24 protein-coding genes and 1 other annotated feature are annotated in these 26,349 nt (G+C 45.5%); all 24 genes read left to right on the forward strand.

Annotation, left to right across the window (positions count from 1 at the left end):
• Positions 1 to 5: 5 nt before the first annotated feature.
• The 24 genes from sdhA (at position 6) to yihA (ending at position 26,345) form a co-directional block, all read left to right on the forward strand.
• Positions 6 to 1,766 (forward strand): succinate dehydrogenase flavoprotein subunit, encoded by a 1,761-nt coding sequence (gene sdhA, locus GGR02_RS04465; protein WP_183183546.1) that lies wholly within the window; start codon positions 6 to 8, stop codon positions 1,764 to 1,766.
• Positions 1,763 to 2,524, forward strand: coding sequence for a succinate dehydrogenase iron-sulfur subunit (gene sdhB / locus GGR02_RS04470; RefSeq protein ID WP_183183547.1), 762 nt, complete (start codon positions 1,763 to 1,765; stop codon positions 2,522 to 2,524). The genes sdhA and sdhB overlap by 4 nt, the downstream gene beginning before the upstream one ends.
• Positions 2,525 to 2,584: 60 nt before the next feature.
• Positions 2,585 to 3,052: an acyl-CoA thioesterase gene (locus GGR02_RS04475; RefSeq protein WP_183183548.1), complete on the forward strand. Its 468-nt coding sequence runs from the start codon at positions 2,585 to 2,587 to the stop codon at positions 3,050 to 3,052.
• A gap of 127 nt (positions 3,053 to 3,179) precedes the next feature.
• Positions 3,180 to 3,404, forward strand: a complete 225-nt coding sequence (gerE, locus tag GGR02_RS04480; protein ID WP_066326576.1) for a spore germination transcription factor GerE — start codon at positions 3,180 to 3,182, stop codon at positions 3,402 to 3,404.
• 133 nt (positions 3,405 to 3,537) lie between these two features.
• Entirely contained in the window at positions 3,538 to 3,981 is a 444-nt protein-coding gene (locus GGR02_RS04485) for a MarR family winged helix-turn-helix transcriptional regulator (protein WP_183183549.1), read from the forward strand.
• 9 nt (positions 3,982 to 3,990) lie between these two features.
• The gene (gene racE, locus GGR02_RS04490) at positions 3,991 to 4,785 is read left to right on the forward strand and encodes a glutamate racemase (RefSeq protein ID WP_183183550.1); all 795 of its coding nucleotides are present in this window, start codon (positions 3,991 to 3,993) and stop codon (positions 4,783 to 4,785) included.
• Between the two features lie 97 nt (positions 4,786 to 4,882).
• A complete protein-coding gene (locus GGR02_RS04495; protein ID WP_183183551.1) occupies positions 4,883 to 5,944 on the forward strand; it encodes a GerMN domain-containing protein in 1,062 nt (353 codons plus the stop codon).
• Between the two features lie 80 nt (positions 5,945 to 6,024).
• Positions 6,025 to 6,786, forward strand: coding sequence for a ribonuclease PH (rph, locus tag GGR02_RS04500; RefSeq protein ID WP_183183552.1), 762 nt, complete (start codon positions 6,025 to 6,027; stop codon positions 6,784 to 6,786).
• Complete coding sequence (locus GGR02_RS04505) at positions 6,786 to 7,388, forward strand: XTP/dITP diphosphatase (RefSeq protein ID WP_183183673.1); 603 nt, start codon at positions 6,786 to 6,788, stop codon at positions 7,386 to 7,388. The genes rph and GGR02_RS04505 overlap by 1 nt, the downstream gene beginning before the upstream one ends.
• Positions 7,389 to 7,391: 3 nt before the next feature.
• On the forward strand, positions 7,392 to 7,901 hold the full coding sequence (locus tag GGR02_RS04510; RefSeq protein ID WP_183183553.1) for a metallophosphoesterase family protein: 510 nt from the start codon (positions 7,392 to 7,394) through the stop codon (positions 7,899 to 7,901).
• Positions 7,902 to 8,143: 242 nt separating this feature from the next.
• Entirely contained in the window at positions 8,144 to 9,043 is a 900-nt protein-coding gene (ilvE, locus tag GGR02_RS04515; protein ID WP_183183554.1) for a branched-chain-amino-acid transaminase, read from the forward strand.
• A 22-nt stretch (positions 9,044 to 9,065) separates the two neighbouring features.
• Positions 9,066 to 9,319, forward strand: a binding site (T-box leader).
• A 74-nt stretch (positions 9,320 to 9,393) separates the two neighbouring features.
• Positions 9,394 to 11,127 carry an acetolactate synthase large subunit gene (gene ilvB, locus GGR02_RS04520; protein ID WP_183183555.1) on the forward strand — a complete coding sequence of 578 codons (1,734 nt, stop codon included), beginning with the start codon at positions 9,394 to 9,396 and terminating at the stop codon, positions 11,125 to 11,127.
• Positions 11,106 to 11,624: an acetolactate synthase small subunit gene (gene ilvN, locus GGR02_RS04525; RefSeq protein WP_183183556.1), complete on the forward strand. Its 519-nt coding sequence runs from the start codon at positions 11,106 to 11,108 to the stop codon at positions 11,622 to 11,624. Before ilvB ends, ilvN begins: the two co-directional genes overlap by 22 nt.
• Positions 11,625 to 11,640: 16 nt before the next feature.
• Positions 11,641 to 12,666, forward strand: coding sequence for a ketol-acid reductoisomerase (ilvC, locus tag GGR02_RS04530; RefSeq protein ID WP_183183557.1), 1,026 nt, complete (start codon positions 11,641 to 11,643; stop codon positions 12,664 to 12,666).
• Positions 12,653 to 14,200 (forward strand): 2-isopropylmalate synthase, encoded by a 1,548-nt coding sequence (locus tag GGR02_RS04535; RefSeq protein ID WP_183183558.1) that lies wholly within the window; start codon positions 12,653 to 12,655, stop codon positions 14,198 to 14,200. The genes ilvC and GGR02_RS04535 overlap by 14 nt, the downstream gene beginning before the upstream one ends.
• A gap of 57 nt (positions 14,201 to 14,257) precedes the next feature.
• Positions 14,258 to 15,373 carry a 3-isopropylmalate dehydrogenase gene (leuB, locus tag GGR02_RS04540; protein ID WP_183183559.1) on the forward strand — a complete coding sequence of 372 codons (1,116 nt, stop codon included), beginning with the start codon at positions 14,258 to 14,260 and terminating at the stop codon, positions 15,371 to 15,373.
• A 72-nt stretch (positions 15,374 to 15,445) separates the two neighbouring features.
• Entirely contained in the window at positions 15,446 to 16,861 is a 1,416-nt protein-coding gene (gene leuC / locus GGR02_RS04545; protein ID WP_183183560.1) for a 3-isopropylmalate dehydratase large subunit, read from the forward strand.
• Between the two features lie 12 nt (positions 16,862 to 16,873).
• On the forward strand, positions 16,874 to 17,464 hold the full coding sequence (leuD, locus tag GGR02_RS04550; RefSeq protein ID WP_183183561.1) for a 3-isopropylmalate dehydratase small subunit: 591 nt from the start codon (positions 16,874 to 16,876) through the stop codon (positions 17,462 to 17,464).
• Between the two features lie 36 nt (positions 17,465 to 17,500).
• The gene (locus tag GGR02_RS04555) at positions 17,501 to 18,472 is read left to right on the forward strand and encodes a tetratricopeptide repeat protein (protein WP_183183562.1); all 972 of its coding nucleotides are present in this window, start codon (positions 17,501 to 17,503) and stop codon (positions 18,470 to 18,472) included.
• Positions 18,473 to 18,623: 151 nt separating this feature from the next.
• Complete coding sequence (tig, locus tag GGR02_RS04560; RefSeq protein ID WP_183183563.1) at positions 18,624 to 19,910, forward strand: trigger factor; 1,287 nt, start codon at positions 18,624 to 18,626, stop codon at positions 19,908 to 19,910.
• A 221-nt stretch (positions 19,911 to 20,131) separates the two neighbouring features.
• Positions 20,132 to 21,397: an ATP-dependent protease ATP-binding subunit ClpX gene (gene clpX / locus GGR02_RS04565; RefSeq protein ID WP_183183564.1), complete on the forward strand. Its 1,266-nt coding sequence runs from the start codon at positions 20,132 to 20,134 to the stop codon at positions 21,395 to 21,397.
• Between the two features lie 253 nt (positions 21,398 to 21,650).
• Positions 21,651 to 23,312: an ATP-dependent protease LonB gene (gene lonB, locus GGR02_RS04570; protein WP_183183565.1), complete on the forward strand. Its 1,662-nt coding sequence runs from the start codon at positions 21,651 to 21,653 to the stop codon at positions 23,310 to 23,312.
• Positions 23,313 to 23,442: 130 nt separating this feature from the next.
• A complete protein-coding gene (lon, locus tag GGR02_RS04575; protein ID WP_183183566.1) occupies positions 23,443 to 25,767 on the forward strand; it encodes an endopeptidase La in 2,325 nt (774 codons plus the stop codon).
• On the forward strand, positions 25,764 to 26,345 hold the full coding sequence (gene yihA / locus GGR02_RS04580) for a ribosome biogenesis GTP-binding protein YihA/YsxC (RefSeq protein WP_183183567.1): 582 nt from the start codon (positions 25,764 to 25,766) through the stop codon (positions 26,343 to 26,345). The genes lon and yihA overlap by 4 nt, the downstream gene beginning before the upstream one ends.
• Positions 26,346 to 26,349 lie beyond the last annotated feature (4 nt).

Raw genomic sequence — 26,349 nt, forward strand, 5'->3', positions numbered from 1 at the left:
TAACGATGAAAAAAGGAAAAATCATAGTAGTTGGCGGCGGTCTTGCCGGATTGATGGCAACCATTAAAATCGCCGAAGCAGGTGTGCCGGTCGAGTTGTTTTCGCTTGTGCCAGTAAAGCGGTCTCACTCTGTTTGCGCTCAAGGTGGGATTAACGGTGCGGTGAATACGAAAGGGGAAGGCGATTCTCCTTGGGAACATTTTGACGATACCGTATACGGCGGCGACTTTTTAGCAAACCAACCGCCGGTAAAGGCGATGTGTGAAGCAGCGCCAGGCATTATTTATTTGCTTGATCGGATGGGCGTGATGTTCAACCGCACGCCGGAAGGATTATTAGATTTCCGCCGGTTTGGTGGGACGCAGCATCACCGGACAGCGTTCGCAGGCGCAACGACAGGCCAACAGCTTCTTTATGCATTGGACGAGCAAGTTCGTCGTCATGAAGTGGCAGGCTTAGTGACGAAATATGAAGGCTGGGAATTTTTAGGCGCGGTATTGGACGATGAACAAATTTGCCGCGGGATTGTAGCGCAAAACTTAACGACGATGGAAATTAAGTCGTTCCCAGCGGATGCGGTCATCCTAGCAACAGGCGGACCAGGGATTATTTTCGGAAAATCGACAAACTCCATCATTAACACAGGGTCTGCGGCGTCCATTGTATATCAACAAGGCGCGTATTATGCGAACGGCGAATTTATTCAAATTCACCCAACAGCGATTCCAGGGGACGACAAATTGCGCCTTATGAGCGAATCAGCGCGTGGGGAAGGCGGACGCGTCTGGACGTATAAAGACGGAAAACCGTGGTATTTCTTAGAGGAAAAATATCCAGCTTACGGAAACCTTGTACCGCGTGATATTGCGACACGGGAAATTTTCCACGTGTGCGTTGACTTGAAGCTTGGCATTAACGGCGAAAACATGGTGTACCTTGACCTTTCGCATAAAGATCCAAAAGAATTGGATATTAAATTAGGCGGAATCATTGAAATTTATGAAAAATTCATGGGCGAAGACCCACGCAAAGTGCCGATGAAAATTTTCCCTGCCGTTCACTACTCGATGGGCGGTCTATGGGTTGACTACGATCAAATGACGAATATTAAAGGACTGTTCGCAGCAGGAGAATGCGACTATTCGATGCACGGTGCGAACCGGTTAGGAGCAAACTCGCTTCTATCTGCCATTTATGGCGGCATGGTCGCAGGTCCGAAAGCGGTAGAATACATGAAAGGATTAGAAAAATCAGCGGATGCAATGCCTTCTTCGCTGTACGATCGCTACCGAAAACAAGAAGAAGAGCGCTGGGAAAACATTTTATCGATGGACGGAACGGAAAATGCTTACGTTCTCCATAAAGAGCTTGGCGAGTGGATGACCGACAACGTCACCATCGTCCGCTATAACGATAAACTGTTAAAAACAGACGAGAAAATCCAAGAATTGATGGAGCGCTATAAAAACATTAGCATTACAGATACTGCGAAATGGAGCAACCAAGGAGCATCGTTCACTCGTCAACTATATAACATGCTTCAATTGGCGCGTGTCATTACGCTTGGTGCTTACAACCGGAACGAAAGCCGCGGCGCTCACTATAAGCCGGAATTCCCAGAGCGCAACGACGAAGAATGGCTCAAAACAACGATGGCACGTTTCACTCCGGACGGCCCAGCGTTCCATTACGAAGATGTCGATACGTCGTTAATTAAACCGCGCAAACGCGACTATTCGAAAAAGAAAGAGGAAGTGAAATCATGAGCGAGAAAAAAACGATTCGCCTCATCGTCACACGACAAGATCGTCCAGATTCTGCGCCATACGAAGAGGAGTTTGAAATTCCGTATCGCCCGAATATGAACGTCATTTCTGCATTAATGGAAATTCGTCGCAATCCGGTGAACGCTAAAGGGGAAAAAACGACGCCGGTGACGTGGGATATGAACTGTTTAGAAGAAGTGTGCGGCGCTTGCTCAATGGTCATTAACGGAAAACCGCGCCAATCCTGTACCGCTCTGATCGATAAATTGGAGCAGCCAATTCGGCTAGAACCGATGCGCACGTTCCCAGTCGTGCGCGACTTGCAAGTCGACCGTAGCCGCATGTTCGATTCATTGAAAAAAGTAAAAGCATGGATTCCGATTGACGGAACGTATGATTTAGGACCAGGTCCGCGCATGCCAGAGCGGAAACGGCAATGGGCATATGAACTTTCGAAATGTATGACGTGTGGAGTTTGTTTAGAAGCGTGTCCAAACGTCAACAGTAAATCTAACTTTATCGGTCCGGCACCGCTTTCACAAGTGCGGCTATTTAATGCGCATCCAACTGGCGCGATGCATAAAGCAGAGCGGATGGCAGCCATCATGGGAGACGGGGGATTGGCAAACTGCGGAAATTCACAAAACTGCGTCCAATCTTGCCCGAAAGGCATTCCGCTAACGACATCGATTGCTGCGCTAAACCGCGAAGCAACGGTTCAAATGTTCCGCAACTTCTTCGGCAGCGACGAAGTATAAAGAAAAGATCCTCTTCACGGTTTCGCGTGAAGGGGATTTTTATTAAAGGGGGAGAGGAAAATGGGGAAAATTTCATATATCGAACATTTAGAAGAGTGGCAGCGTTCGTTTCATTTTTTTCGCCGCATCAACGTTCGTTTTTGTGAAACGGATATGTTCGGTCATTTAAATAACACCGTCCCGTTTATTTATTTTGAAGAAGTGCGGACGGAATTTTTACAGTCGCTCGGGTTTATGGATTACTGGACGAGTAAGGAATCGTCGGAAATTCCTGTCGTTGCCGACTTACAATGTGATTTTTTAAAACAAGTATTTTTTGGTGATGAACTATACGTATATGTGAAAGTGCACGACATTGGTCGCTCGTCTGTCGATTTGCATTATATGGCGAAAAAAGATAACAAAGAAGTTGTTTTTGTCGGGCGCGGTACGCTTGTGCAAATTAATAAACATACAGGAAAAAGCGTTCCATGGAGTGACGAAATGCGGCAAAAGCTTCAACAATCCCAAACAATGTTAGTTATATAGAAAAACACCTATTTTTTATGGGAACAGCGAAATTCAGTCACCGTAACCCTTTGCTTCACATACTATATGGTGAATAAATACCCATCCGGTAGTTCAGGTCTGGTGAAAGCAAGGAGGGTTATCGTACTTGAAGGACAAATCGTTTCCATCAAAGCCATTACTCACAAAAAGAGAAAGAGAAGTGTTCGAATTATTAGTTCAAGATAAGACGACAAAAGAGATTGCGAGCGAGCTGTTTATTAGTGAAAAAACGGTCCGCAACCACATTTCGAATGCGATGCAAAAGCTTGGGGTGAAGGGGCGCTCTCAAGCGGTCATTGAATTGCTTCGAATGGGGGAGCTTGAACTATAATCCATGCCGGCTATCCTTAGTCATAAGGTAGCCGGTTTATTATTGATTTTTGTATTGATTATACAAAAAAGTGTAGTAAAATGGAGTTGGCTTGCGTTTTTTAGGAAATCACGTGCACGATCGGGGAGATTGTATGTCGTTTAAGGTCGAAGAAAAAGCCGTTATCGAATTGGAGAAGTCGCTACGGTACATCGCTGCGCTTTTGAAGCAAAAAGGGCGAGAAATTTTAACGAACTATCCGATTACTCCGCCGCAGTTTGTCGCTTTGCAATGGCTGTTAGAAGAAGGCGATATGACGATTGGTGAACTGTCCAATAAAATGTATTTAGCATGTAGTACAACGACCGATTTAGTCGATCGAATGGAGAAAAACGGCCTTGTTGCAAGAGTAAAAGACCGGCACGATCGTCGTGTCGTGCGCATCCACCTTTTGAAAGAAGGGGAGCGCATCATTGAAGAAGTGATAAAAAAGCGCCAGCACGATTTGGCACAAGTGCTAGAAAACTTTTCTGAAGAAGAAATAATGTTTTTAGAAAAAACGTTAAAAAAGTTGCATCAAGAAATGAAAAAAGAATGAGGCGATCACTTGGAAAGACCAATTGGTGTTATCGATTCAGGAGTTGGAGGGCTTACTGTCGCAAAAGAAATGATGCGGCAGCTGCCGAAAGAACGCATTATTTATCTTGGCGATACGGCGCGTTGCCCGTATGGTCCACGCCCGGTGGAAGAAATTCGTCAGTTTACATGGGAGATGACGAATTATTTATTGCGTTACGATATTAAAATGCTCGTCATTGCGTGCAATACAGCGACCGCAGTTGTGCTAGAAGAAATTCGCGAGAAACTCCCGATCCCTGTCATCGGTGTTGTGCATCCTGGGGCGCGCGCGGCATTAAAAGTAACGAAAAACGAGCACATCGGTGTGATTGGTACAATCGGAACGGTGAAAAGCGGTGCGTATGAAAAAGCGCTAAAATCGATTAATACTCACGTCCATGTGGAAAGCTTAGCTTGTCCGAAATTTGTTCCGCTTGTCGAAAGCGGAATTTTTGATGGAGCGGAGGCGAAGCAAATTGTGGCGGAATCACTAGAACCGTTGAAAACAAGCGATATTGACGTGCTCATTTTAGGCTGCACTCACTATCCGCTATTAAGCCCGCTCATTCAGGCATATATGGGGAAAAAAGTGAAGCTAATTTGTTCCGGGGACGAAACGGCTCGAGAAGTAAGTGCTATTTTGCACCATAGCGGATTGTTGAATACAGGGGAACGCCGCGACGATCATCTCTTTTTGACGACAGGATCGAAAGAGCTGTTCCAAAAAATTGCGTCTCAATGGTTTGGGCAACCGATAGAGAACGTGCATACGATTGAATTATAAAAATCCTTTAGCCAATTCGGCTAGAGGATTTTTTTATTCTATTTTTTCAACTGGCTCGTATACATAGTAGTACAAACTATCGTTAGGAGGGAATGAGATGGGGAAGCGGCGAACAGTTAAGCTTGCCAGTTCAATACTTATTTCAGCGATATTGCTTAGTGGATGTGGATTGTTCAAAAAAGAACAAGCGATAAAAGAGGTTGACCCACCACAAGATGTGAGCTATTTAAAAGAAGGTCAGCAAGTGACGAATGCGACAGCAGGAAAAGAGGAGAAAGCGACAGAAACGGTCAAACGCGAACTGTATTTTATCGATAAAAACGGTTTTGTCGTACCGCAGACGCTTGAATTGCCAAAAACGGATGCGGTTGCAAAGCAAGCGTTAGAATATTTAGTGCAAGGAGGGCCGGTGACGGATATGTTGCCAAACGGATTCCGCGCCGTCCTTCCGGTGGATACGCGTGTGTTAGGGGTAAAAATTGAACAAGACGGTACGATTATTGCAGACTTTTCGCCTGAGTTTGCCAAATATAAACCGGAGGATGAACGGAAAATTTTAGAAGCGATTACGTGGACGTTGACGCAATTTGATAACGTCAAAAAAGTGAAAATACGAATTAATGGCCACGACCAATCGGTGATGCCGGTAAACGGAACGCCAATTCAAGATGGAGTGAGCCGCGAAGATGGGATTAACATCGACACGAGCGGTGTTGTCGATATTACGAATACACACCCTGTCGTCGTTTATTTTGTTGCTCAGCAAGGGGAGCAGACGTATTATGTGCCGGTCACTCGCCGCATCCCGAACAAAGAAAAAGATGATATTACTGCAGCGGTGAACGAGTTAGTCAAAGGACCGACATATGGCAGCGGGCTTGTAAGCGATTTTCAGCCAGATGTACAACTCGTCGCTAAGCCGTCCTATGAAAACGGGAAGGTGACGTTGAACTTTAATGACGCCATTTACGGCAGCAATAAAAAGCATGTTATTTCTAACCACGTGCTAAATGCGCTTGTGTTGTCGTTGACGGAACAAAAAGGGGTAGAGAGTGTCGCGATTACGGTGAATGGAAAGGCGGACCTCGTCCGTGAAGACGGAAAAGCACTTTCCGCACCGGTAACGAGACCAGAAAATGTGAATACAGGTAGTTTTTAAAGCTATACTATGGTATAAAAAGAGGTAGGTTGCTCTACCTCTTTATTATTTATTTTGTTGTTTTTGAGGAGGCTTTTTTCATGCGAGTGGATGGAAGAGAAAGTAAGCAGTTGCGGCCAGTACATATCGAACCACACTTTATGAAACACGCAGAAGGATCGGTATTAATTACTGTCGGTGATACAAAAGTCATTTGTACGGCAAGCATTGATGATAAAGTACCACCGTTTATGCGCGGCGGCGGGAAAGGTTGGATTACAGCGGAATATTCGATGCTTCCGCGCGCGACCGAGCAGCGAAACGTACGCGAATCAAGCAAAGGAAAACTGTCAGGGCGAACGATGGAAATTCAACGGCTCATCGGCCGAGCGTTGCGCTCTGTCGTTGATTTAGAAAAGCTTGGCGAAAAAACGATTTGGATCGATTGCGATGTCATTCAGGCGGACGGTGGGACGCGGACGGCTTCGATTACTGGCGCGTTTGTGGCAATGGTACTGGCATTTGCGAAATTAATGGCGGACAATAAGCTTTCTGAGCTTCCAGTGACGGATTTTCTTGCGGCAACGTCGGTTGGAGTTGACGAGGAGCACGGCGTGATTCTTGATTTGAACTATGTGGAAGACTCGAAAGCAAAAGTCGATATGAACGTCGTCATGACAGGCGCAGGACGGTTTGTCGAGATTCAAGGAACAGGGGAAGAAGCGACATTTTCTCGCGAAGAATTGCAAAAATTGCTTGATACAGCTGAATTAGGAATTCGTCAATTAATCGGTATACAAAAAGAAGTGCTCGGTCCGTTGGCAGAAGCGATTCAAAACCGTGGAGAGAGAGTGAACGAATGATGAGAGAAGTAATTATTGCAACGAAAAATAAAGGGAAAGCAAGCGAATTTCAAGCGCTTCTTGCGAAAAAAGGGATAGCGGTGAAAACGCTGCTTGATTTTCCAAATAGCCCAGATGTCGAGGAAACGGGGAGTACGTTTGCGGAAAATGCTCGGTTAAAAGCGGAAACGATCGCAGATTATTTTCAAACAATCGTTATTGCAGACGACTCCGGTCTTTCGATTGACGCATTGGGCGGAAAACCTGGCGTTTATTCGGCGCGTTATGCAGGGGAAGAAAAAGACGATGAAGCAAACATCGCGAAAGTACTGGAAGAAATGAGAGGAATTCCTTTCGAGCAGCGGACAGCTCGTTTTCATTGCGCATTGGCAATTTCTGTTCCGAACGGTTCGACGACGATTGTGGAAGGAACGTGCGAAGGCTACATTACAGAAGTGCCAAAAGGAGAAAATGGGTTCGGCTATGACCCGATTTTTTATGTACCGCAAAAAGAAAAAACGATGGCAGAATTGACGAAAGAAGAAAAAAACAAAATAAGCCACCGCGCGGTTGCGCTAGTAAAATTAGAGAAACAGTGGGAACAAATAGTAAATGGGGAATGAACGATGAAAGTATTTATTGTCAGCGATAGTCATGGATTAACAAACGAACTGCTCGAGATAACGAAACGGCATGCCCACGAAGCAGCGGCGTTTATTCATTGCGGCGATTCTGAGTTGTCCGACAACTGCAAGGAATTGCAGCCGTTTATTTCCGTCGGCGGCAACTGCGATTTTGTGAGAAGTTTTGCGAAAGAGCGAACAGAAGACATTCAAGGAATTCGTTTTTTTATTACGCACGGGCACTTGTATAACGTCAAAATGACGTTAATGAACCTTTACTACCGTGCAAAAGAAGTGGAAGCGAACGTCGTTTGCTTCGGTCATTCGCACATCGCTTTAGCCGAAAAAATGGATGACGTATTATTCATTAATCCAGGCAGCCTCTTGTTGCCGCGTTTGCGAAAAGAACGGACGTATGCATCGGTGCAAATCGATAACGGACAAGCGATTGTCCAATTTTATGACCTCAACGGACAAGAAATGCTCGACTTAAGAAAAATCTTTTCATTTTAGGCGGGAGGGAAACTCCTGCCTTTTTTATATTGCCCGATAACACTTATTAAAAAAATTTTTTTCCGCCGCTCATCCCTTGATGTAATCATAATGTAAGCGCATTCAAATATTCCGATGAATCAAAATATTCAAAAAATAGTATTGACTCTTCCTTATTTTGGGCTTATTATAATTTTCAAATAAATCAAACGAATAGAGACAGACGAAGAGGGCGCACATAGCAAGGGAAGAGGGGAAAAACATTGAGTGAGCAATGGATCTTTTTAAACGATGAGTTTGTGACGAAAGAAAACGCGAAAATTTCGGTTTATGATCACGGGTTTTTATACGGTGACGGGGTGTTTGAGGGGATTCGCGTCTACAGCGGCAACGTCTTTCGCTTAAAAGAGCACATTGACCGGCTGTATAACTCTGCAAAATCCATTTTATTGAACATTCCTTACACAAAAGAAGAAATGACCGACTTGATTGTGCAAGCTGTCCAAAAAAATAAATTTCAAGATGCTTACATTCGTGTCGTCGTTTCTCGCGGTGTCGGCGATTTAGGGCTCGACCCATATAAATGTCCGAAGCCGCAAGTGGTCATTATTGTGGAGCCATTGGCGATCTTCCCAAAACATTTATATGAAACAGGAATTGAAGTGGTGACAGTTGCCACAAGACGAAATCGTCCAGACGTGCTAAGCCCGAAAGTAAAATCGCTCAATTATTTAAATAACGTGCTTGTTAGAATCGAAGCGCATTTAGCAAATGTGAGCGAGGCGCTCATGCTTAACGACCAAGGATATGTTGCAGAAGGTTCTGCCGACAACGTCTTTATCGTGAAAAACGGGGTACTTTATACGCCGCCAGGCTACGTTGGAGCGCTCGAAGGAATTACGCGCGACGCGATTATCGACATTGCGAAAGAACTTGGCTATGTCGTCAAGGAAGAACCGTTTACTCGCCATGACGTCTATACTGCTGATGAAGTGTTTTTAACAGGAACGGCAGCGGAAGTCATCGCCGTTGTGAAAGTAGACGGACGCACTATCGGCGACGGTGTGCCTGGTGCTCATACGAAGCGATTGCTTGAGGCATTTAGAAAACGCGTCGTTTCCGAAGGAGTTAAAGTCTATCAAACAAACGCGAACGTCGGCTAATGCACGATGACAAAAACATAACGAAAAAGCGTTGAAGAGGATAAGTAGTCAGCGGGAAAGGAATCTCCAGAGAGCCGGGGGAGCTGGAAACCGGTGGTTCCGCCGCTTGATGAACTCACCTCGGAGCGCCAACTTGAACGCATAAGCTAGTAGAGTTGGCCGGGTGGAATCGTCCACTCGTTACTAAAACGAGCAGCTCGTGAAACTGCTCATGAGGTGGTCGGATGACCATGAAGAAGGGTGGTACCGCGGAAAGGAAGCCTTTTCGCCCCTTTGGCCAAACAGGTGGCCATGGTGGGTGAAAAGGTTTTTTCATTGTCTTAAAAATATGAAAGAAGGAAGGATGACGAATGGCGAAGATGAAAGTAGAGGAACAGCGGAAACAAAGGACAAAAATGAGCGGAGCATTGATGCTGATTGAAGCGTTAAAAGCGGAGAAGGTCGAAGTGATTTTCGGATACCCTGGAGGAGCGGTGTTGCCGATTTACGACAAACTGTATGATTCCGGCCTATTTCACGTCTTAACTCGCCATGAACAAGGCGCTATTCATGCGGCAGAAGGATATGCGCGCATTTCTGGGAAACCAGGCGTCGTCATCGCAACGTCTGGACCGGGAGCGACGAACATTGTCACAGGGCTAACCGATGCGATGATGGACTCGATTCCGCTCGTTGTTTTCACCGGTCAAGTAGCATCTAATGTCATTGGTTCCGACGCGTTTCAAGAAGCAGATGTGCTTGGCATTACGATGCCGATTACAAAACATAGCTACCAAGTTCGCGACATCCAAGAGCTGCCGAAAATTATTAAAGAAGCGTTTCATATTGCGACGACAGGCCGCCCTGGTCCTGTACTAATCGATATTCCGAAAGATATGACGACGGCAGAAGGCGAATTTGACTACGAGCAAGACGTTCATCTTCCAGGATATCAGCCAACGGTTCATCCGAACCATTTGCAAATTCGCAAACTTGTCGAGGCAGTCAGCCAAGCGAAAAAACCGGTCATTTTAGCAGGAGCAGGCGTCCTTCATGCGAACGCTTCGCACGAGTTAAGACAATACGCCGAACAACAAAACATTCCGGTCATCCACACGCTACTAGGGCTTGGCGGTTTTCCAGCCAATCATCCACTCTTTCTTGGCATGGCAGGGATGCACGGAACGTATACAGCGAACATGGCGCTATACGAATGTGACTTATTGATCAATATTGGCGCGCGTTTTGATGATCGCGTGACAGGAAATTTAAAATATTTCGCACCAAACGCGACAGTGGCGCATATTGACATCGACCCGGCCGAAATCGGGAAAAACGTGCCGACAAAAATTCCGATTGTAAGCGACGCGAAAGAAGCGCTCAAAGAGTTGATTCATCAAGACGGCAAACGCCCAGACATTACCGCATGGCTGGCGCAGCTAGCAGAATGGAAGACGAACTATCCGCTCGCTTATCAAAACGATGCTCAAACAGTAAAACCGCAAAAATTAATCGAAATGATTTACGAGCTAACGAATGGCGAAGCAGTCGTAACGACAGACGTTGGGCAACACCAAATGTGGACGGCACAATACTACAAATTTAATCGTCCGCACCGTTGGGTGACATCCGGAGGACTTGGCACGATGGGATTCGGCCTTCCGGCAGCGATTGGAGCGCAGCTAGCTGACAAACACGCAACTGTCGTGTCTATCGTTGGCGATGCAGGGTTTCAAATGACATTGCAAGAATTGTCCGTCATCCAAGAACTAAACTTGCCGATTAAAGTCGTCATCGTCAATAACCAGTCGCTCGGAATGGTACGGCAATGGCAAGAAATCTTTTATGACAAACGATATTCGCATTCGCTCGTTCCAAATCAGCCAGACTTCGTGAAACTTGCGGAAGCATACAACATTAAAGCGTTTCGCGCCAAAACCGAAGAAGAAGCAAAAGAAGTACTAAAACAAGCGTTTTCTCTTTCCGAACCAGTATTGTTAGACTTCCATGTCAAAGCAGACGAAAACGTCTACCCAATGGTAGCACCAGGAAAAGGATTGCATGAAATGGTGGGGGTGAAACCGTGCGACGAATCATTACAATGACCGTCAACAACCGACCTGGCGTCTTAAACCGCATTACTGGGTTATTTACAAAACGTCACTACAACATTGAAAGTATTACCGTTGGCCATACAGAAATTGAAGGAATTTCGCGCATGACGTTTGTCGTCAACGTCGAAGACGAACGAACAGCCGAACAAATTACAAAACAATTAAACAAGCAAATTGATGTGCTGAAAGTCAATGACATTACCGACCAAGCGATTGTGGCACGAGAGTTGGCGCTCATTAAAGTTGCTGTCAATTCAACGGTTCGGCAAGAAATTTATACGCTTATTGAACCGTTTCGCGCCTCTGTTGTCGATGTAAGCCGCGACAGCCTCGTCGTCCAAGTAACAGGTGAACCAGAAAAAATAGAAGCACTCATTGACTTATTGAAGCCGTATGGCATTAAAGAAGTTGCCCGAACAGGAACGACCGCCTTTACGCGCGGTGCGCAAAAAAACGCTGTTTCTTATAAAACACCATTCATTATATAAAAAGGAGAGGTTTATCATGGCAAAAGTATATTATAACGGAGATGCAAACGAACAATACGTACAATCAAAAACAGTGGCAATTATCGGGTATGGCTCTCAAGGGCATGCACACGCACAAAACTTGCGCGATAGCGGAGTGAACGTCATTATCGGTCTTCGTCCAGGAAAATCGTGGGAGCAAGCAGAAAACGACGGATTCCAAGTTTTTACCGTTCGCGAAGCTGTGCGTCAAGCAGACATTGTGATGATTTTGCTTCCTGACGAAAAACAACCATCTGTTTATAAAAACGAAATCGAGCCGGAACTACAGCCAGGAAATGCGCTAGTATTTGCGCACGGCTTTAATATTCATTTCAACCAAATCGTTCCGCCAGCAAATGTCGACGTTTTCCTTGTCGCACCAAAAGGACCAGGGCATTTAGTCCGCCGCACATATGTAGAAGGCGCAGGTGTGCCAGCGCTTATCGCTGTTTACCAAGACGTCACCGGAACAGCGAAAGAAACCGCATTGGCGTATGCAAAAGCGATTGGTTCTGCGAGAGCAGGCGTATTGGAAACAACGTTCAAAGAAGAAACAGAAACCGACTTATTCGGTGAGCAAGCTGTTCTTTGCGGCGGGTTAACGTCGCTTGTCAAAGCAGGGTTTGAAACGCTTGTCGAAGCTGGCTACCAGCCGGAAGTTGCTTATTTTGAATGCTTGCACGAACTAAAACTAATCGTTGACCTTTTATACGAAGGCGGTCTTTCGTGGATGCGCTATTCGATTTCCGATACAGCGCAATGGGGCGACTTCATTTCCGGTCCGCGCGTCATTAACGCTTCCGTAAAAGCAGAAATGAAAAAAGTGCTTGAAGACATTCAAACAGGCAAATTTGCGAAAGGATGGATTTTAGAGAACCAAGCAAACCGGCCAGAGTTTCATGCCATCAATCGTCGGGAAAATGAACATTTAATCGAAGTGGTCGGTCGTGAATTGCGCAGCATGATGCCGTTTGTGAAAGCAAAACAGAAAGACGTGGTGGTCTCTAGTGCGAAAAATTAACATTTTTGATACGACGTTGCGCGATGGGGAGCAATCGGCTGGTGTGAATTTGAACTTGCACGAAAAACTAGAAATTGCTCGCCAGTTAGAGCGGCTTGGTGTTGACATTATTGAAGCTGGTTTTCCTGCTGCTTCGAAAGGCGACTTTCAAGCGGTTAAACAAATTGCCGAAACGATTAAAGGATGTTCTGTGACCGGGCTTTCTCGCTCGGTCCAGAGCGATATTGATGCCGCATGGGAAGCACTAAAAGGTGGTGCTGAACCGCGCTTGCACTTATTCATCGCTACTTCTCCTATTCATATGGCGCATAAATTGCGAATGACGCCAGAGCAAGTTGTGGAAGCCGCTGTTTCTGCCGTGAAATACGCAAAACGCTACTTCCCAATCGTGCAATGGTCGGCAGAAGATGCTTGCCGCAGCGAGTTGCCGTTCTTGGCAGAAATTGTTGCGAAAGTGATTGAAGCAGGCGCAAGTGTTATTAACATTCCAGATACGGTCGGTTACATTACGCCAAAAGAGTATGGGGAGATTTTCACTTTTTTAAGAAATAATGTTCAGAATATTGAAAAAGTTTCATTATCTGCCCATTGCCATGATGATTTAGGAATGGCGGTCGCTAATTCGCTCGCTGCGATTGAGCACGGGGCAACACAAATTGAAGGAACGATTAACGGCATCGGCGAGCGGGCAGGGAACGCCGCGCTAGAAGAAATTGCGGTGGCGCTTTACATTCGGAAAGACTACTACAATGCCACAACTAGATTGAATTTGCAAGAAATTAAGCGTACGAGCAACTTAGTGAGCAAACTCACCGGCATGGTCATTCCTGCGAATAAGGCCGTCGTCGGAAAAAACGCGTTCGCTCACGAATCCGGCATTCACCAAGACGGGGTATTAAAAGAAAAAACAACATACGAAATCATTTCCCCAGAACTTGTCGGCGTGCAATCTAACTCGATGGTACTAGGGAAACATTCCGGCCGTCATGCTTTGCGCAACCGCGTCGAAGAGCTAGGTTATACGTTAGCAGAAGAGGAAATTAATAAACTATTCGTTCGCTTTAAAGAACTAGCCGATAAGAAAAAAGACATTACAGACGACGATTTAGTCGCCTTAATTTTCGAAGAAAAGTTCGATCACTTCAAAGATTTTTATCAGCTTTCTTCCATCCAAGTTCAATATGGAACGAAGCAAATTCCAACCGCGGTCGTCGTCTTGACCGACGGTGCAGGGAACGAAATTCAAGAAGCAGCCACCGGTTCTGGTAGTGTTGAAGCGCTCTATAATACGCTAGAACGTTGCTTCCAAACAGACGTTACTTTATTAGACTATCGAATTGAATCGGTCAGCGGTGGAAGAGATGCGTTAGCGCAAGTGTTCGTGAAAGTGCGCGTTCATGAAATCGAAACGAGCGGGCGTGGAACGGCACAAGACGTGCTAGAAGCATCCGCCAAAGCGTACATTAACGCTGTTAATCGCGTCTTTATGATTGAAAAAATGCGGGAAGAAAATCAAAAAGTAACGATAAAATAGCAAACTCATTTTGGAAGTTCGAAAAAGGGGCTACATGAAAATAGAGGGGGAAACAAAATGGGAGCATATCGGATTGCAGTATTGCCTGGAGACGGAATTGGGAAAGAAGTGACAAGAGGAGCAATCGAAGTATTGCAAGCAATCGCTACTCGCTTTAACCATCAATTTGAGTTTCAATACGGATTAATCGGCGGGGAAGCAATCGATCAGAAAGGGACGCCATTGCCAGCAGAAACGCTTGATATGTGCCGGCAAAGCGATGCGGTGTTGCTTGGAGCAGTCGGCGGACCAAAATGGGACGGAAATCCTCCGCATTTGCGCCCAGAAAAAGGGTTGCTGGCGATTCGGAAAGAAATGAATTTATTCGCCAATTTGCGTCCAGTCAAATTTTATGCGAGTTTAGCAGATTCTTCTCCGTTAAAAGCCGATATCATTCAAGATGTCGATTTCGTCATCGTCCGTGAATTGACAGGCGGCTTGTATTTTGGAAAACCGAGCGGCCGTCGGGTGGAAAATGGAGAGGAAACAGTAGTCGATACATTGCTTTATAAACGAGAAGAGATGACACGCATTATTACAGTTGCATTTGAATTAGCGAGCAAACGAAAGAAAAAAGTGACGTCGGTTGATAAAGCGAACGTCCTTGAATCGAGCCGAATGTGGCGGGAAATTGCGGAAGAGGTAGCAAAAGAGTTTCCAGACGTGGAATTAGAGCATATGCTTGTCGACAATGCAGCGATGCAATTGATTCGCAATCCGAAACAATTTGATGTAATCGTAACCGAAAATATGTTTGGTGACATTTTAAGCGACGAAGCATCAATGTTAACAGGCTCGCTTGGCATGTTGCCATCGGCAAGCCTTTCGACGACTGGACCGAGCTTATACGAGCCGATCCACGGTTCCGCTCCAGATATTGCCGGGCAAAATAAGGCAAATCCAATTGCGACGATTTTATCGAGCGCGATGATGCTTCGCCTATCGTTCGGGCTTCATGAGGAGGCAAATGCGATTGAGCGGGCAGTGCAACAAGTATTAACTTCCGGATACCGCACGGCAGATGTGGCAAAAAAAGGCCAGCGTGTCGTTTCGACGAAAGAAATGGTCGATGAAATTAAAGCAGCGATTCTTGATGACGGGGCGATTTTGCATATTATGGCCGTCTACGCTTAATGCAAAGATGCGACGACAAACAAATGTTGTGAAATGATTCACAATCTTTTCTTACAAAGAGAGGTGGAGTGGATGAAGCCGAAAACAATCATTGAAAAAATTTGGGAAAATCATGTCGTTTATCGGGAGGAAGGGAAACCAGATTTATTATACATTGATTTGCATTTAGTCCATGAAGTTACCTCCCCGCAAGCATTTGAAGGATTGCGGCAAAAGGGGCGGAACGTCCGACGCCCTGATTTAACGTTCGCGACGATGGACCATAATGTGCCAACGGTCAACCGTTTCGTTATTAACGATGAAATAGCGAAAAATCAAATAACGGCACTTGAGCGGAACTGTCGGGAGTTCGGCATTCCGCTTGCCGACTTAAGCAGCCCAGAACAAGGCATTGTTCATGTCATTGGCCCAGAGCTAGGGTTAACGCAGCCTGGAAAGACAATCGTTTGCGGCGATAGCCATACGTCGACGCACGGAGCGTTTGGCGCATTAGCGTTTGGCATCGGCACGAGCGAAGTCGAGCATGTGCTCGCTACGCAAACGTTATGGCAGCATCGACCAAAAACATTGCAAATTCACGTCACTGGACGCTTAGGAGAAGGGGTTACGGCAAAAGATGTCATTTTAGCGATTATTCAGCGCTATGGGGTAGATGTCGGAACCGGATACGTCATCGAATTTACTGGCGATACGATTCGCAATATGTCGATGGAAGAACGGATGACGATTTGCAATATGTCGATCGAAGCAGGAGCGCGGGCAGGATTAGTCAGTCCAGATGAAACGACGTTTGCCTATTTGCGCGGCCGTAAATATGCACCAAAAGGTGAGGCGTTTGAAAAAGCGGTGCAATATTGGCGTTCACTCGCCACGGACGAAGGAGCCGAATACGACAAAACGATTGAAATAGATGCAGCGACGATTGCGCCAATGGTAACGTGGGGAACAACGCCAGGGATGAGCGCCCCAGTGGACGGAATCGTGCCGTATCCAGAACAATTTGCGACAGAAACCGAACGAAAAGCAGTACAGTTGGCATTACAATATATGGGGTTAACCCCAGGGACACCAATCACAGACATTGCCGTGCAACATGTATTCATCGGTTCGTGTACGAATTCACGCATTAGCGATTTAAAGGCAGCGGCGGAAATGGTCAAAGGAAAAAAAGTAGCACCAGGCGTACGGGCGCTTGTCGTTCCTGGTTCACAACAGGTGAAACAACAAGCGGAAGAAGAAGGACTAGCGCAAATTTTTATTGATGCTGGGTTTGAATGGCGCGATTCCGGCTGTAGCATGTGTCTTGGAATGAATCCAGATACCGTACCAGAAGGAGAACATTGCGCGTCCACGTCGAACCGCAACTTTGAAGGGCGACAAGGAAAGGGAGCGCGAACGCACTTAGTTAGCCCGAAAATGGCTGCCGCCGCTGCAATTTATGGCCGCTTCGTGGACGTTAGAAAACTAGAAAAAGAAGCCGTTCACTAAGGAGGAGAAAACGTGCAATTTACGATTCATACTGGAAAAGTTGCTGGGCTAGACCGTGCCAACATTGATACAGACCAAATTATCCCGAAGCAGTTTTTAAAGCGGATTGAACGAACGGGTTTTGGCAAGTTTTTATTTTATGATTGGCGGTATCTTGCCGACGGAACACCGAATCCTACGTTTGAATTAAACCGCCCAGAAAATGAAGGGGCGACCATTCTTGTAGCGAACGAAAATTTCGGCTGTGGTTCTTCTAGGGAACACGCGCCGTGGGCGCTTGCTGACTATGGGTTCCGCGCCGTTATTGCCCCTTCATTTGCCGATATTTTTTACAACAACTGCTTAAAAAACGGGCTTCTCCCGATTCGTTTAGATAAGCAAGATGTGGAATATCTTTTAAAAGAAAGCAAGCGCGCCGACTACGAACTAACGATTTTCCTTGAAGAACAGCGCGTCTATGACGAAGCAGGATTTGCGCGGACGTTTGCCATCGACCCATACCGTAAACAGCTCCTTTTAAAAGGATGGGACGAAATTGATTTGACTTTTATGTACGAACCGTATATTGTCGAATATGAGAAGAAACAAGCCAACCTCACATGAGGTTGGTTTTTCCACTTGATTGATGGTGATGATGCGATGAAAAAAAATAACATTGTCCGTTTTCCTCATTTACATGCACGCTTGCTTGAAAAAGGATGGGAAGCGCTGCAAGAAAAACAATACGAAACCGCACTTCAGTTTTTTTTGGAAGCTAGCGAATTAAAAAGCGATTCCGAACTAGAAATGTGCATCGTTGTTTGTTTCGTGGAGATTGGCGAATGGAAAGAAGCGAAAGCGCGATGTCAGCAATTGCTGGAAAAGAAAAAAGAGGACGTTCAGTTGTTGCAAATGTATGTATCCATCTTGCTTCAGTTACAACAATACGAAGAAATGGAAACGGTTATTCGCGACGCGCTCGCACATCGATTTTTTTCGCCAGCCACTCGCGACCATTTGCTGCAGCTTCTTCAGTTTAGCGAAAAGATGCAGCACCGTTTGCCCCGTGCTGTCGATGACCAACCGATTCGCCAACTGCTCGAATCACCGCGTTTAGACGACCAGCTGCAAGCAATTCAACAGCTCGAAAACGAACAAGTTGTTTCGTACTTGCCGCTCATTCAAGCCTATTTATGGAATGAAGCAAATCATCCGATGGCGAAAACAATGGTAGTGCGGCTATTGACGGCTCAACGTGTCAACGAACAAGTAACGATTCGTAAATTCGGACAAACGATGACGGTCATTCCTGCAGAGTTAGATGAATTGGCAACGACGGCGTTTGCGATAAACGTTTTGCAGCAGCTAGAACGCACGATGGCAAACGATAACCCGAGTTTGTATGAAGTCGCCTCCCATCTTTGGCATCGCTACATTTACGCGCTATATCCGTTTCCGCCGCTTCCATCACTAGTGGAACATTGGGCGGCTGCGCTTCACATTTGTGCTTGCCACTCGCAAGGAATTGAAGAGAAAACAGAAACAATTGCTAAACGCTACGGCGTGGGAGAAGACGATGTTATGCCACTTTGCAAAAAACTCTATGAAATAGAAGAAATTTCTTTCATTTAATTAGCTGTTTATATTGAAACATCCATGTTGTATGTTATAATATAATGGTTGTATTACGTATATCTTTGTATGATTACATATAAGCAGCGATGATCGTGGACGTCGGACAAGCGTTCATGAGGAAGATTGATTTTTTGTTGGAGGGAAAAGTATGGTAGCAAAATGGGAAAAGCTAGAAGGGAACGAAGGCGTTCTTACCGTTGAAGTAGATGCGGAGAAAGTAAGCGAAGGGTTGGACGCTGCATTCAAAAAAGTAGTGAAAAACGTGAGCATTCCTGGATTCCGTAAAGGAAAAATTCCGCGCGCATTATTTGAAAAACGTTTTGGCGTAGAAGTACTATACGAAGATGCATTAGACATTTTATTGCCAGAAGCGTATGCGAAAGCGGTAGAAGAGACAGGAATTGAACCTGTTGACTATCCAAAAATCGATGTTAAGCAATTGGAAAAAGGAAAAAGCTTAATTTTCACGGCAAATGTAACAGTGAAACCAGAAGTGAAATTAGGCGAATATAAAGGACTTGAAGTGGAAAAAGTAGACGCTACAGTAACGGACGAAGATGTCGAAAACGAATTAAAACGCCTTCAAGAAAATTACGCAGAGCTTGTCGTCAAAGAAGAAGGTAAAATTGATGAAGGCGACACAGCAGTTATCGACTTTGAAGGATTTGTAGATGGCGAGCCGTTCGAAGGCGGAAAAGCAGAAAACTACTCGCTTGTTATTGGCTCTGGTACGTTCATCCCAGGCTTTGAAGAGCAATTAATCGGCTTAGAAGCGGGAGCAGAAAAAGATATCGAAGTAACGTTCCCAGAAGAATATCATGCGGAAGCGTTAGCAGGCAAACCAGCTGTATTTAAAATTAAAGTGCATGAAGTAAAAACAAAACAACTTCCAGCGCTTGATGATGAATTTGCGAAAGATGTCGAAGAAGATGTCGAAACGCTTGAGCAATTAAAAGAAAAAATTCGCGCAAGACTACAAGAAGAGCGCAGCAACGAAGCGGAAGCAGCTCTTCGTGATGCAGTAGTAGAAAAAGCAGCGGAAAATGCAGAAATTGACATTCCAGAAGCGATGATTAAAACAGAGACAGATCGTATGTTGCGTGAATTTGACCAACGCTTGCAAATGCAAGGGCTTAACTTAAACCTTTACTATCAATTCTCTGGCCAAGACGAAGCAGCATTGCGTGAGCAAATGAAAGAAGATGCGGAAAAGCGAGTACGCATTACGTTAACGCTTGAAGCCATTGCGAAAGCAGAAAACATTGAAGCAACGGACGAAGAAGTAAACGCGGAAGTTGAGAAAATGGCGGAAGCTTACAACTTAACAGTGGACAAAATTAAAGAGCTTCTCGGCAGCCTTGACCTCGTAAAAGAAGATGTGAAATTCCGGAAAGTAGTCGACTTCCTTGTAGAACATAGCAAAGCAGCGCAATAACATACGATCGATTGGGAACAATAAAGAACAAGGCGCGAGGTCTTTCGTGCCTTGTTCTTTCATACAATAAACGATAGATGCGAATTTTCTAATTTTTCAAATATGTAACGATTTTTTTATTAGCATTTGCATCGCGGTTTATGATAAAATGACGAATACATAAGTTTGACATGTGGTGTTGTACATAGTGACGATGGAATTTTTGCACAAGGGGTGAAACGATGTTTAAATTTAATGATGAGAAAGGGCAATTGAAATGTTCTTTCTGCGGTAAAACGCAAGAACAAGTCCGCAAATTAGTAGCAGGGCCTGGGGTATACATATGCGATGAGTGCATCGAGTTGTGTACAGAAATTGTCGAGGAAGAACTCGGAAATGAAGAGGAATTTGAGTTTAAAGATGTCCCGAAGCCAAAAGAAATTCGCGAAATTTTAGATGAGTACGTCATCGGCCAAGACGAGGCAAAAAAATCGCTTGCGGTTGCTGTTTACAATCATTACAAACGGATTAATTCCAACAGCAAAATCGATGATGTGGAACTATCGAAAAGCAACATTTTAATGATTGGACCGACAGGAAGCGGAAAAACGTTATTAGCCCAAACGTTAGCGCGCATTTTAAACGTTCCGTTTGCTATCGCGGACGCGACGTCGTTAACGGAAGCAGGATACGTTGGAGAAGACGTCGAGAATATTTTGTTAAAACTAATCCAAGCGGCAGACTACGATGTGGAGCGAGCAGAGAAGGGGATTATTTATATCGACGAAATCGACAAAATCGCACGCAAATCGGAAAACCCATCGATTACGCGCGACGTATCTGGGGAAGGCGTTCAGCAAGCGTTATTGAAAATTTTAGAAGGAACCATTGCGAGCGTTCCGCCACAAGGTGGACGGAAACATCCGCACCAAGAATTTATTCAAATTGACACAACGAACATTTTATTTATTTGCGGCGGAGCGTTTGACGGCATTGAGCCGATTATTAAACGCCGGCTAGGAAAGAAAGTCATCGGGTTTGGGGCAGAAACGCAACAAACCGATGTCGATGAAAAGAACTTGTTATCGAAAGTATTGCCGGAAGATTTATTGAAATTCGGATTAATTCCGGAGTTTGTCGGTCGTCTTCCGGTCATTACGACGCTTGAACCGCTTGATGAACAAGCGCTAATCGATATTTTAACAAAGCCGAAAAACGCCATTATCAAACAATATCAAAAAATGCTCGAATTGGATGATGTCGAGTTAGAATTTGAAGAAGAAGCGTTGCGGGAAATTGCGAAAAAAGCGATTGAGCGTAAAACAGGGGCGCGCGGTCTTCGTTCCATTATCGAAGGGATTATGCTTGATGTCATGTTTGAACTCCCATCGCGCGAAGATGTGCAAAAATGCATTATCACCGCAGAAACCGTCCGCGGCAAGCAACCGCCAAAACTCATCCGCCACGACGGAACAATCGTCGAGCACGAACGAAAAACTTCCGCGTGATAGCGAAAAGCGAAGGCGACTGGGTAGGGTAGCTGCGACGGTGCGAATGTTCTTCCCCTGGAGAGGTGCTCGCCACCTCGAGGGGGAAGGTTATTTGCCCCCCGAGCAGCTAGGAGCTGCAGCTAGACATCGAAAAGCGAACGCGACTTGGTAGAGACTGTCTTGAAAAGAAGGCAGTCTCTTTTTGTTTATTCCTGCGTCTTGGCGGAGATACTATATGTACTACATATTGGATGCAGGAGGAGACGAGTTGATGAACTGGACGAATATCGCATTAGTGGTACAGTTGTTTTTTGGGATTATCATCGGGCTTTATTTTTGGAATTTATTAAAAAACCAACGGGTGCAAAAAGTATCGATCGATAAAGAATCGCGCAAAGAAATGGAGCAGTTGCGCAAATTGCGTGCCATTTCGTTGACGGAGCCGCTCGCAGAGAAAGTAAGGCCGAAACATTTCGCTGACATCGTCGGACAAGAGGACGGGATTAAAGCATTAAAGGCGGCATTATGCGGGCCAAATCCGCAACACGTCATCATTTACGGACCTCCAGGCGTTGGAAAAACAGCTGCTGCACGCCTCGTTTTAGAAGAGGCGAAAAAAAATCCGTTATCTCCATTTAAAAAGAACGCGGTCTTTGTCGAACTAGACGCCACGACGGCGCGCTTTGATGAGCGCGGTATCGCCGACCCGCTAATCGGTTCGGTTCATGACCCGATTTATCAAGGGGCGGGAGCCATGGGGCAAGCCGGCATTCCACAGCCGAAGCAAGGAGCAGTTACCCATGCGCATGGCGGGGTACTGTTTATTGATGAAATCGGGGAATTGCATCCGATTCAAATGAACAAGCTACTAAAAGTGCTTGAAGACCGGAAAGTATTTTTTGAAAGTGCGTATTATAGTGAAGAAAATCCGCAAATCCCAACACACATTCACGATATTTTTCAAAACGGTCTCCCAGCAGACTTTCGACTTGTCGGTGCGACGACAAGGACGCCGAACGAAATTCCGCCAGCGATTCGTTCCCGTTGTTTAGAAGTATTTTTCCGCGAACTTGACCAAGACGAAATTGCTCACATTGCGCGGAAAGCAGCGGAAAAAGTGAGGTTGAATGTGTCAGAAAATGGTATTCGTACCCTTGCTTCTTATGCGCGAAATGGCCGGGAAGCGGTTAACTTAATCCAAATCGCTGCTGGTCTTGCCATTTCGGAAAAGCGCGATACGATTCGCGATGAAGACATCGAATGGGTCATTCATTCGAGTCAATTATCACCGCGAAACGAAAAGAGAGTGCATGACGCCTCCCTTATCGGTGTAGTCAACGGGTTAGCAGTGTACGGACCGAACATAGGGGCACTGCTTGAAATCGAAGTAACCGCATTGCCGACAAAAGAAAAAGGCACGGTAAACATTACCGGAATTGTCGAAGAAGAAAGCATCGGCAGCGGCGAAAAATCGATTCGTCGCAAAAGTATGGCGCGCGGTTCGATCGAAAACGTCATTACAGCTTTACGAGCAATGGGTGTTCCGGCGGATGAATTTGATATTCATGTCAATTTTCCAGGCGGAGTGCCGGTCGATGGACCGTCTGCCGGTATCGCAATGGCTGTTGGCATTTATTCTGCCATTTACCGTCTGCCAGTAGACCGGACAATTGCGATGACCGGAGAAATTAGCATCCACGGATACGTCAAACCAGTCGGTGGTGTCTTTCCAAAAGTTAAAGCAGCCAAACAAGCAGGAGTGAAAAAAGTGCTTGTTCCTGCCGAAAACATGCAATCGATATTACGCCACATGGACGGAATTGACGTGGTTCCTGTCGAACGTCTCGAAGAAGTGCTGTCGGTCGTGTTTCAGCAAGATGCACACGAAGCGATTCCGGCAACTTCTGACCAATCAAAAACAAAGCTCGTGTAACGTTTGACTTCGGCGATTATTTACGCCGAAGTCGATTTTTCGTTTCCTTAAAAAATATCGTAGAATTTTACAAACAGGCAACGGTACTATACAATAGACGAATAGAAGATGAAGTATGGAGGTGCTCGCGATGGCGAGAAAAAAAGAGATGGTCGTTCCTCTCCTCCCGTTACGAGGATTGCTCGTATTTCCAACGATGGTGTTGCATTTAGACGTTGGTCGGGAAAAATCGATTCAAGCATTGGAAAAAGCGATGGTGGAAGATCATACGGTGCTACTTACATCGCAAAAAGATGTTTCCATCGATGAACCGAATGTCGAAGATTTATACGAAATGGGAACGTTAGCGCGTGTCAAACAATTGCTAAAACTCCCGAATGGGACGTTTCGTGTATTAGTCGAAGGAATTGCGCGCGCAAAAATGCTAGAAACGGTGGATGACGACCCATGCTTTACAGTGAAAGCGGAAATATTTCTAGATCGAGCGACGAAAGATTTAGAAGATGAAGCGTTAAAACGGACGATGCTCGAATATTTTGAGCAATACATACATCTATCCAAAAAATTATCGAACGATATTTTCGCATCCATCGCCGATATTGAAGAACCGGGGCGGATGGCGGATATTATCGCTTCCCATTTGCCGCTGAAATTGGAAGGAAAGCAAGAAATATTAGAAACGGTCGATATAAAAGAACGGGTGCATAAAATTATTCAAATTCTCCATAACGAAAAAGAAGTGCTACAGCTAGAGAAAAAAATTAGTATGCGCGTGAAACAATCGATGGAGCGGACGCAAAAAGAATATTATTTGCGGGAACAAATGAAGGCGATTCAAAAAGAATTAGGTGAAAAAGAAGGAAAAACTGGTGAAATTGAAACGTTGAAAGAAAAAATTGAAGCTGCTGGCATGCCGGAACACGTCAAAGCGACAGCGTTAAAAGAACTAGAGCGCTATGAAAAAGTGCCAGCCACTTCTGCCGAAAGCGCCGTCATCCGCAACTATCTTGATTGGCTGTTGGCGCTGCCGTGGACGAAACAAACGGAAGATATTCACGACATTAAACGGGCGGAAGCGATTTTGCACGAAGAACATTACGGGCTAGAAAAAGTGAAAGAACGCGTGCTCGAATATTTAGCGGTTCAGCAGCTAACGAAGTCGCTCAAAGGTCCGATTCTTTGCCTTGCTGGTCCTCCAGGTGTCGGAAAAACATCGCTTGCCCGCTCGATCGCCAAATCGCTCAATCGGAATTTTGTCCGCGTATCGTTAGGAGGGGTGCGTGACGAGTCCGAAATTCGCGGCCACCGCCGAACGTATGTCGGAGCGATGCCAGGGCGAATCATTCAAGGAATGAAAAAAGCTGGCACGATTAATCCAGTCTTTTTACTCGATGAGATTGATAAAATGTCGAACGATTTTCGCGGCGACCCGTCCGCAGCGCTTTTAGAAGTGCTCGACCCAGAGCAAAACCATGCGTTTAGCGACCATTATATTGAAGAGCCGTACGATTTATCGAAAGTGATGTTTATCGCCACTGCGAACAACTTGGCGACGATTCCGCGTCCGCTGCTAGACCGGATGGAGATTATTACGATTTCTGGCTATACAGAAGTCGAAAAATTGCATATTGCAAAGCAGCATTTATTGCCAAAACAAATGAGCGAGCACGGTTTGAAAAAAGCGAGTTTGCAAATGCGCGACGAGGCGATGATGCACATTATTCGCTATTATACGCGCGAAGCAGGAGTGCGCGAATTAGAGCGGCAATTGGCGTCCATTTGCCGCAAAGCGGCTCGTTTGCTCGTATCAGAAGAGAAAAAACGCGTTGTCGTCACGGAGAAAAATTTAGAAGAGTTTTTAGGAAAACGAAAATATCGCTACGGGCAAGCGGAATTGCAAGACCAAATTGGGGTGGCGACAGGGCTTGCATATACGCCGTTTGGCGGCGATACGCTCTCGATTGAGGTGTCGTTATCGCCTGGAAAAGGAAAATTAGTGCTTACTGGGAAATTAGGGGACGTGATGAAAGAGTCGGCGCAGGCAGCGTTTAGCTACGTTCGTTCCCGTGCGGAAGACCTTGGAATTGAGCCAGACTTTTATGAAAAGTATGATATTCATATTCATGTCCCAGAAGGAGCGATTCCAAAAGACGGTCCGTCCGCAGGCATTACGATGGCAACCGCGCTTATTTCTGCATTAACCGGTCGCCCAGTCAACCGATTTGTTGGTATGACGGGAGAGATTACGCTGCGCGGCCGCGTGTTGCCGATTGGCGGCGTAAAAGAAAAAACGTTAAGTGCGCATCGAGCTGGATTGAAAAAAATCATTTTGCCAAAAGAAAACGAAAAAGACTTAGAAGACATTCCAGAAATCGTGAAAAAAGATGTACAATTTATTCTTGTCTCGCATTTAGATGAAGTGCTACAACATGCATTGGTAGGGGAAAAGGAATGAAAATTACTGCAGCAGAAATTACGATCAGTGCCGTCAAACCGGAACAATATCCGGAAGGCGATCGGCCAGAGTTTGCGCTCGCCGGGCGCTCGAACGTCGGCAAATCATCGTTCATTAATAAAATGGTGAATCGGAAAAACTTAGCGCGTACATCATCCAAACCAGGAAAAACGCAAACATTAAATTTTTATCTCATTAATGAATCGTTTTATTTTGTCGATGTCCCAGGCTATGGGTTCGCTAAAGTGTCCAAACAAGAGCGGCAAGCATGGGGGAAAATGATGGAAACGTATTTCACAACGAGAAAGCAGCTAAAAGCAGCGGTGCTCGTTGTTGACTTACGCCATCCGCCGACAAAAGACGATTGCATGATGTACGAATTTTTCAAGCATTACAGCATCCCAACGATCGTCATAGCAACAAAAGCAGATAAAGTGCCGAAAGGAAAATGGCAAAAACATCAAAAAATCGTCCGCGAAACGTTACACATGACGCCGGAAGACGAGCTCATTCTTTTTTCTGCCGAAACAGGACAAGGAAAAGACGAAGCGTGGAACGTATTGCAGCGGATGATGTAACGAA

Origin of the sequence: Anoxybacteroides voinovskiense (genome assembly GCF_014196205.1) — a bacterium.
GTDB lineage: Bacteria > Bacillota > Bacilli > Bacillales > Anoxybacillaceae > Anoxybacteroides > Anoxybacteroides voinovskiense.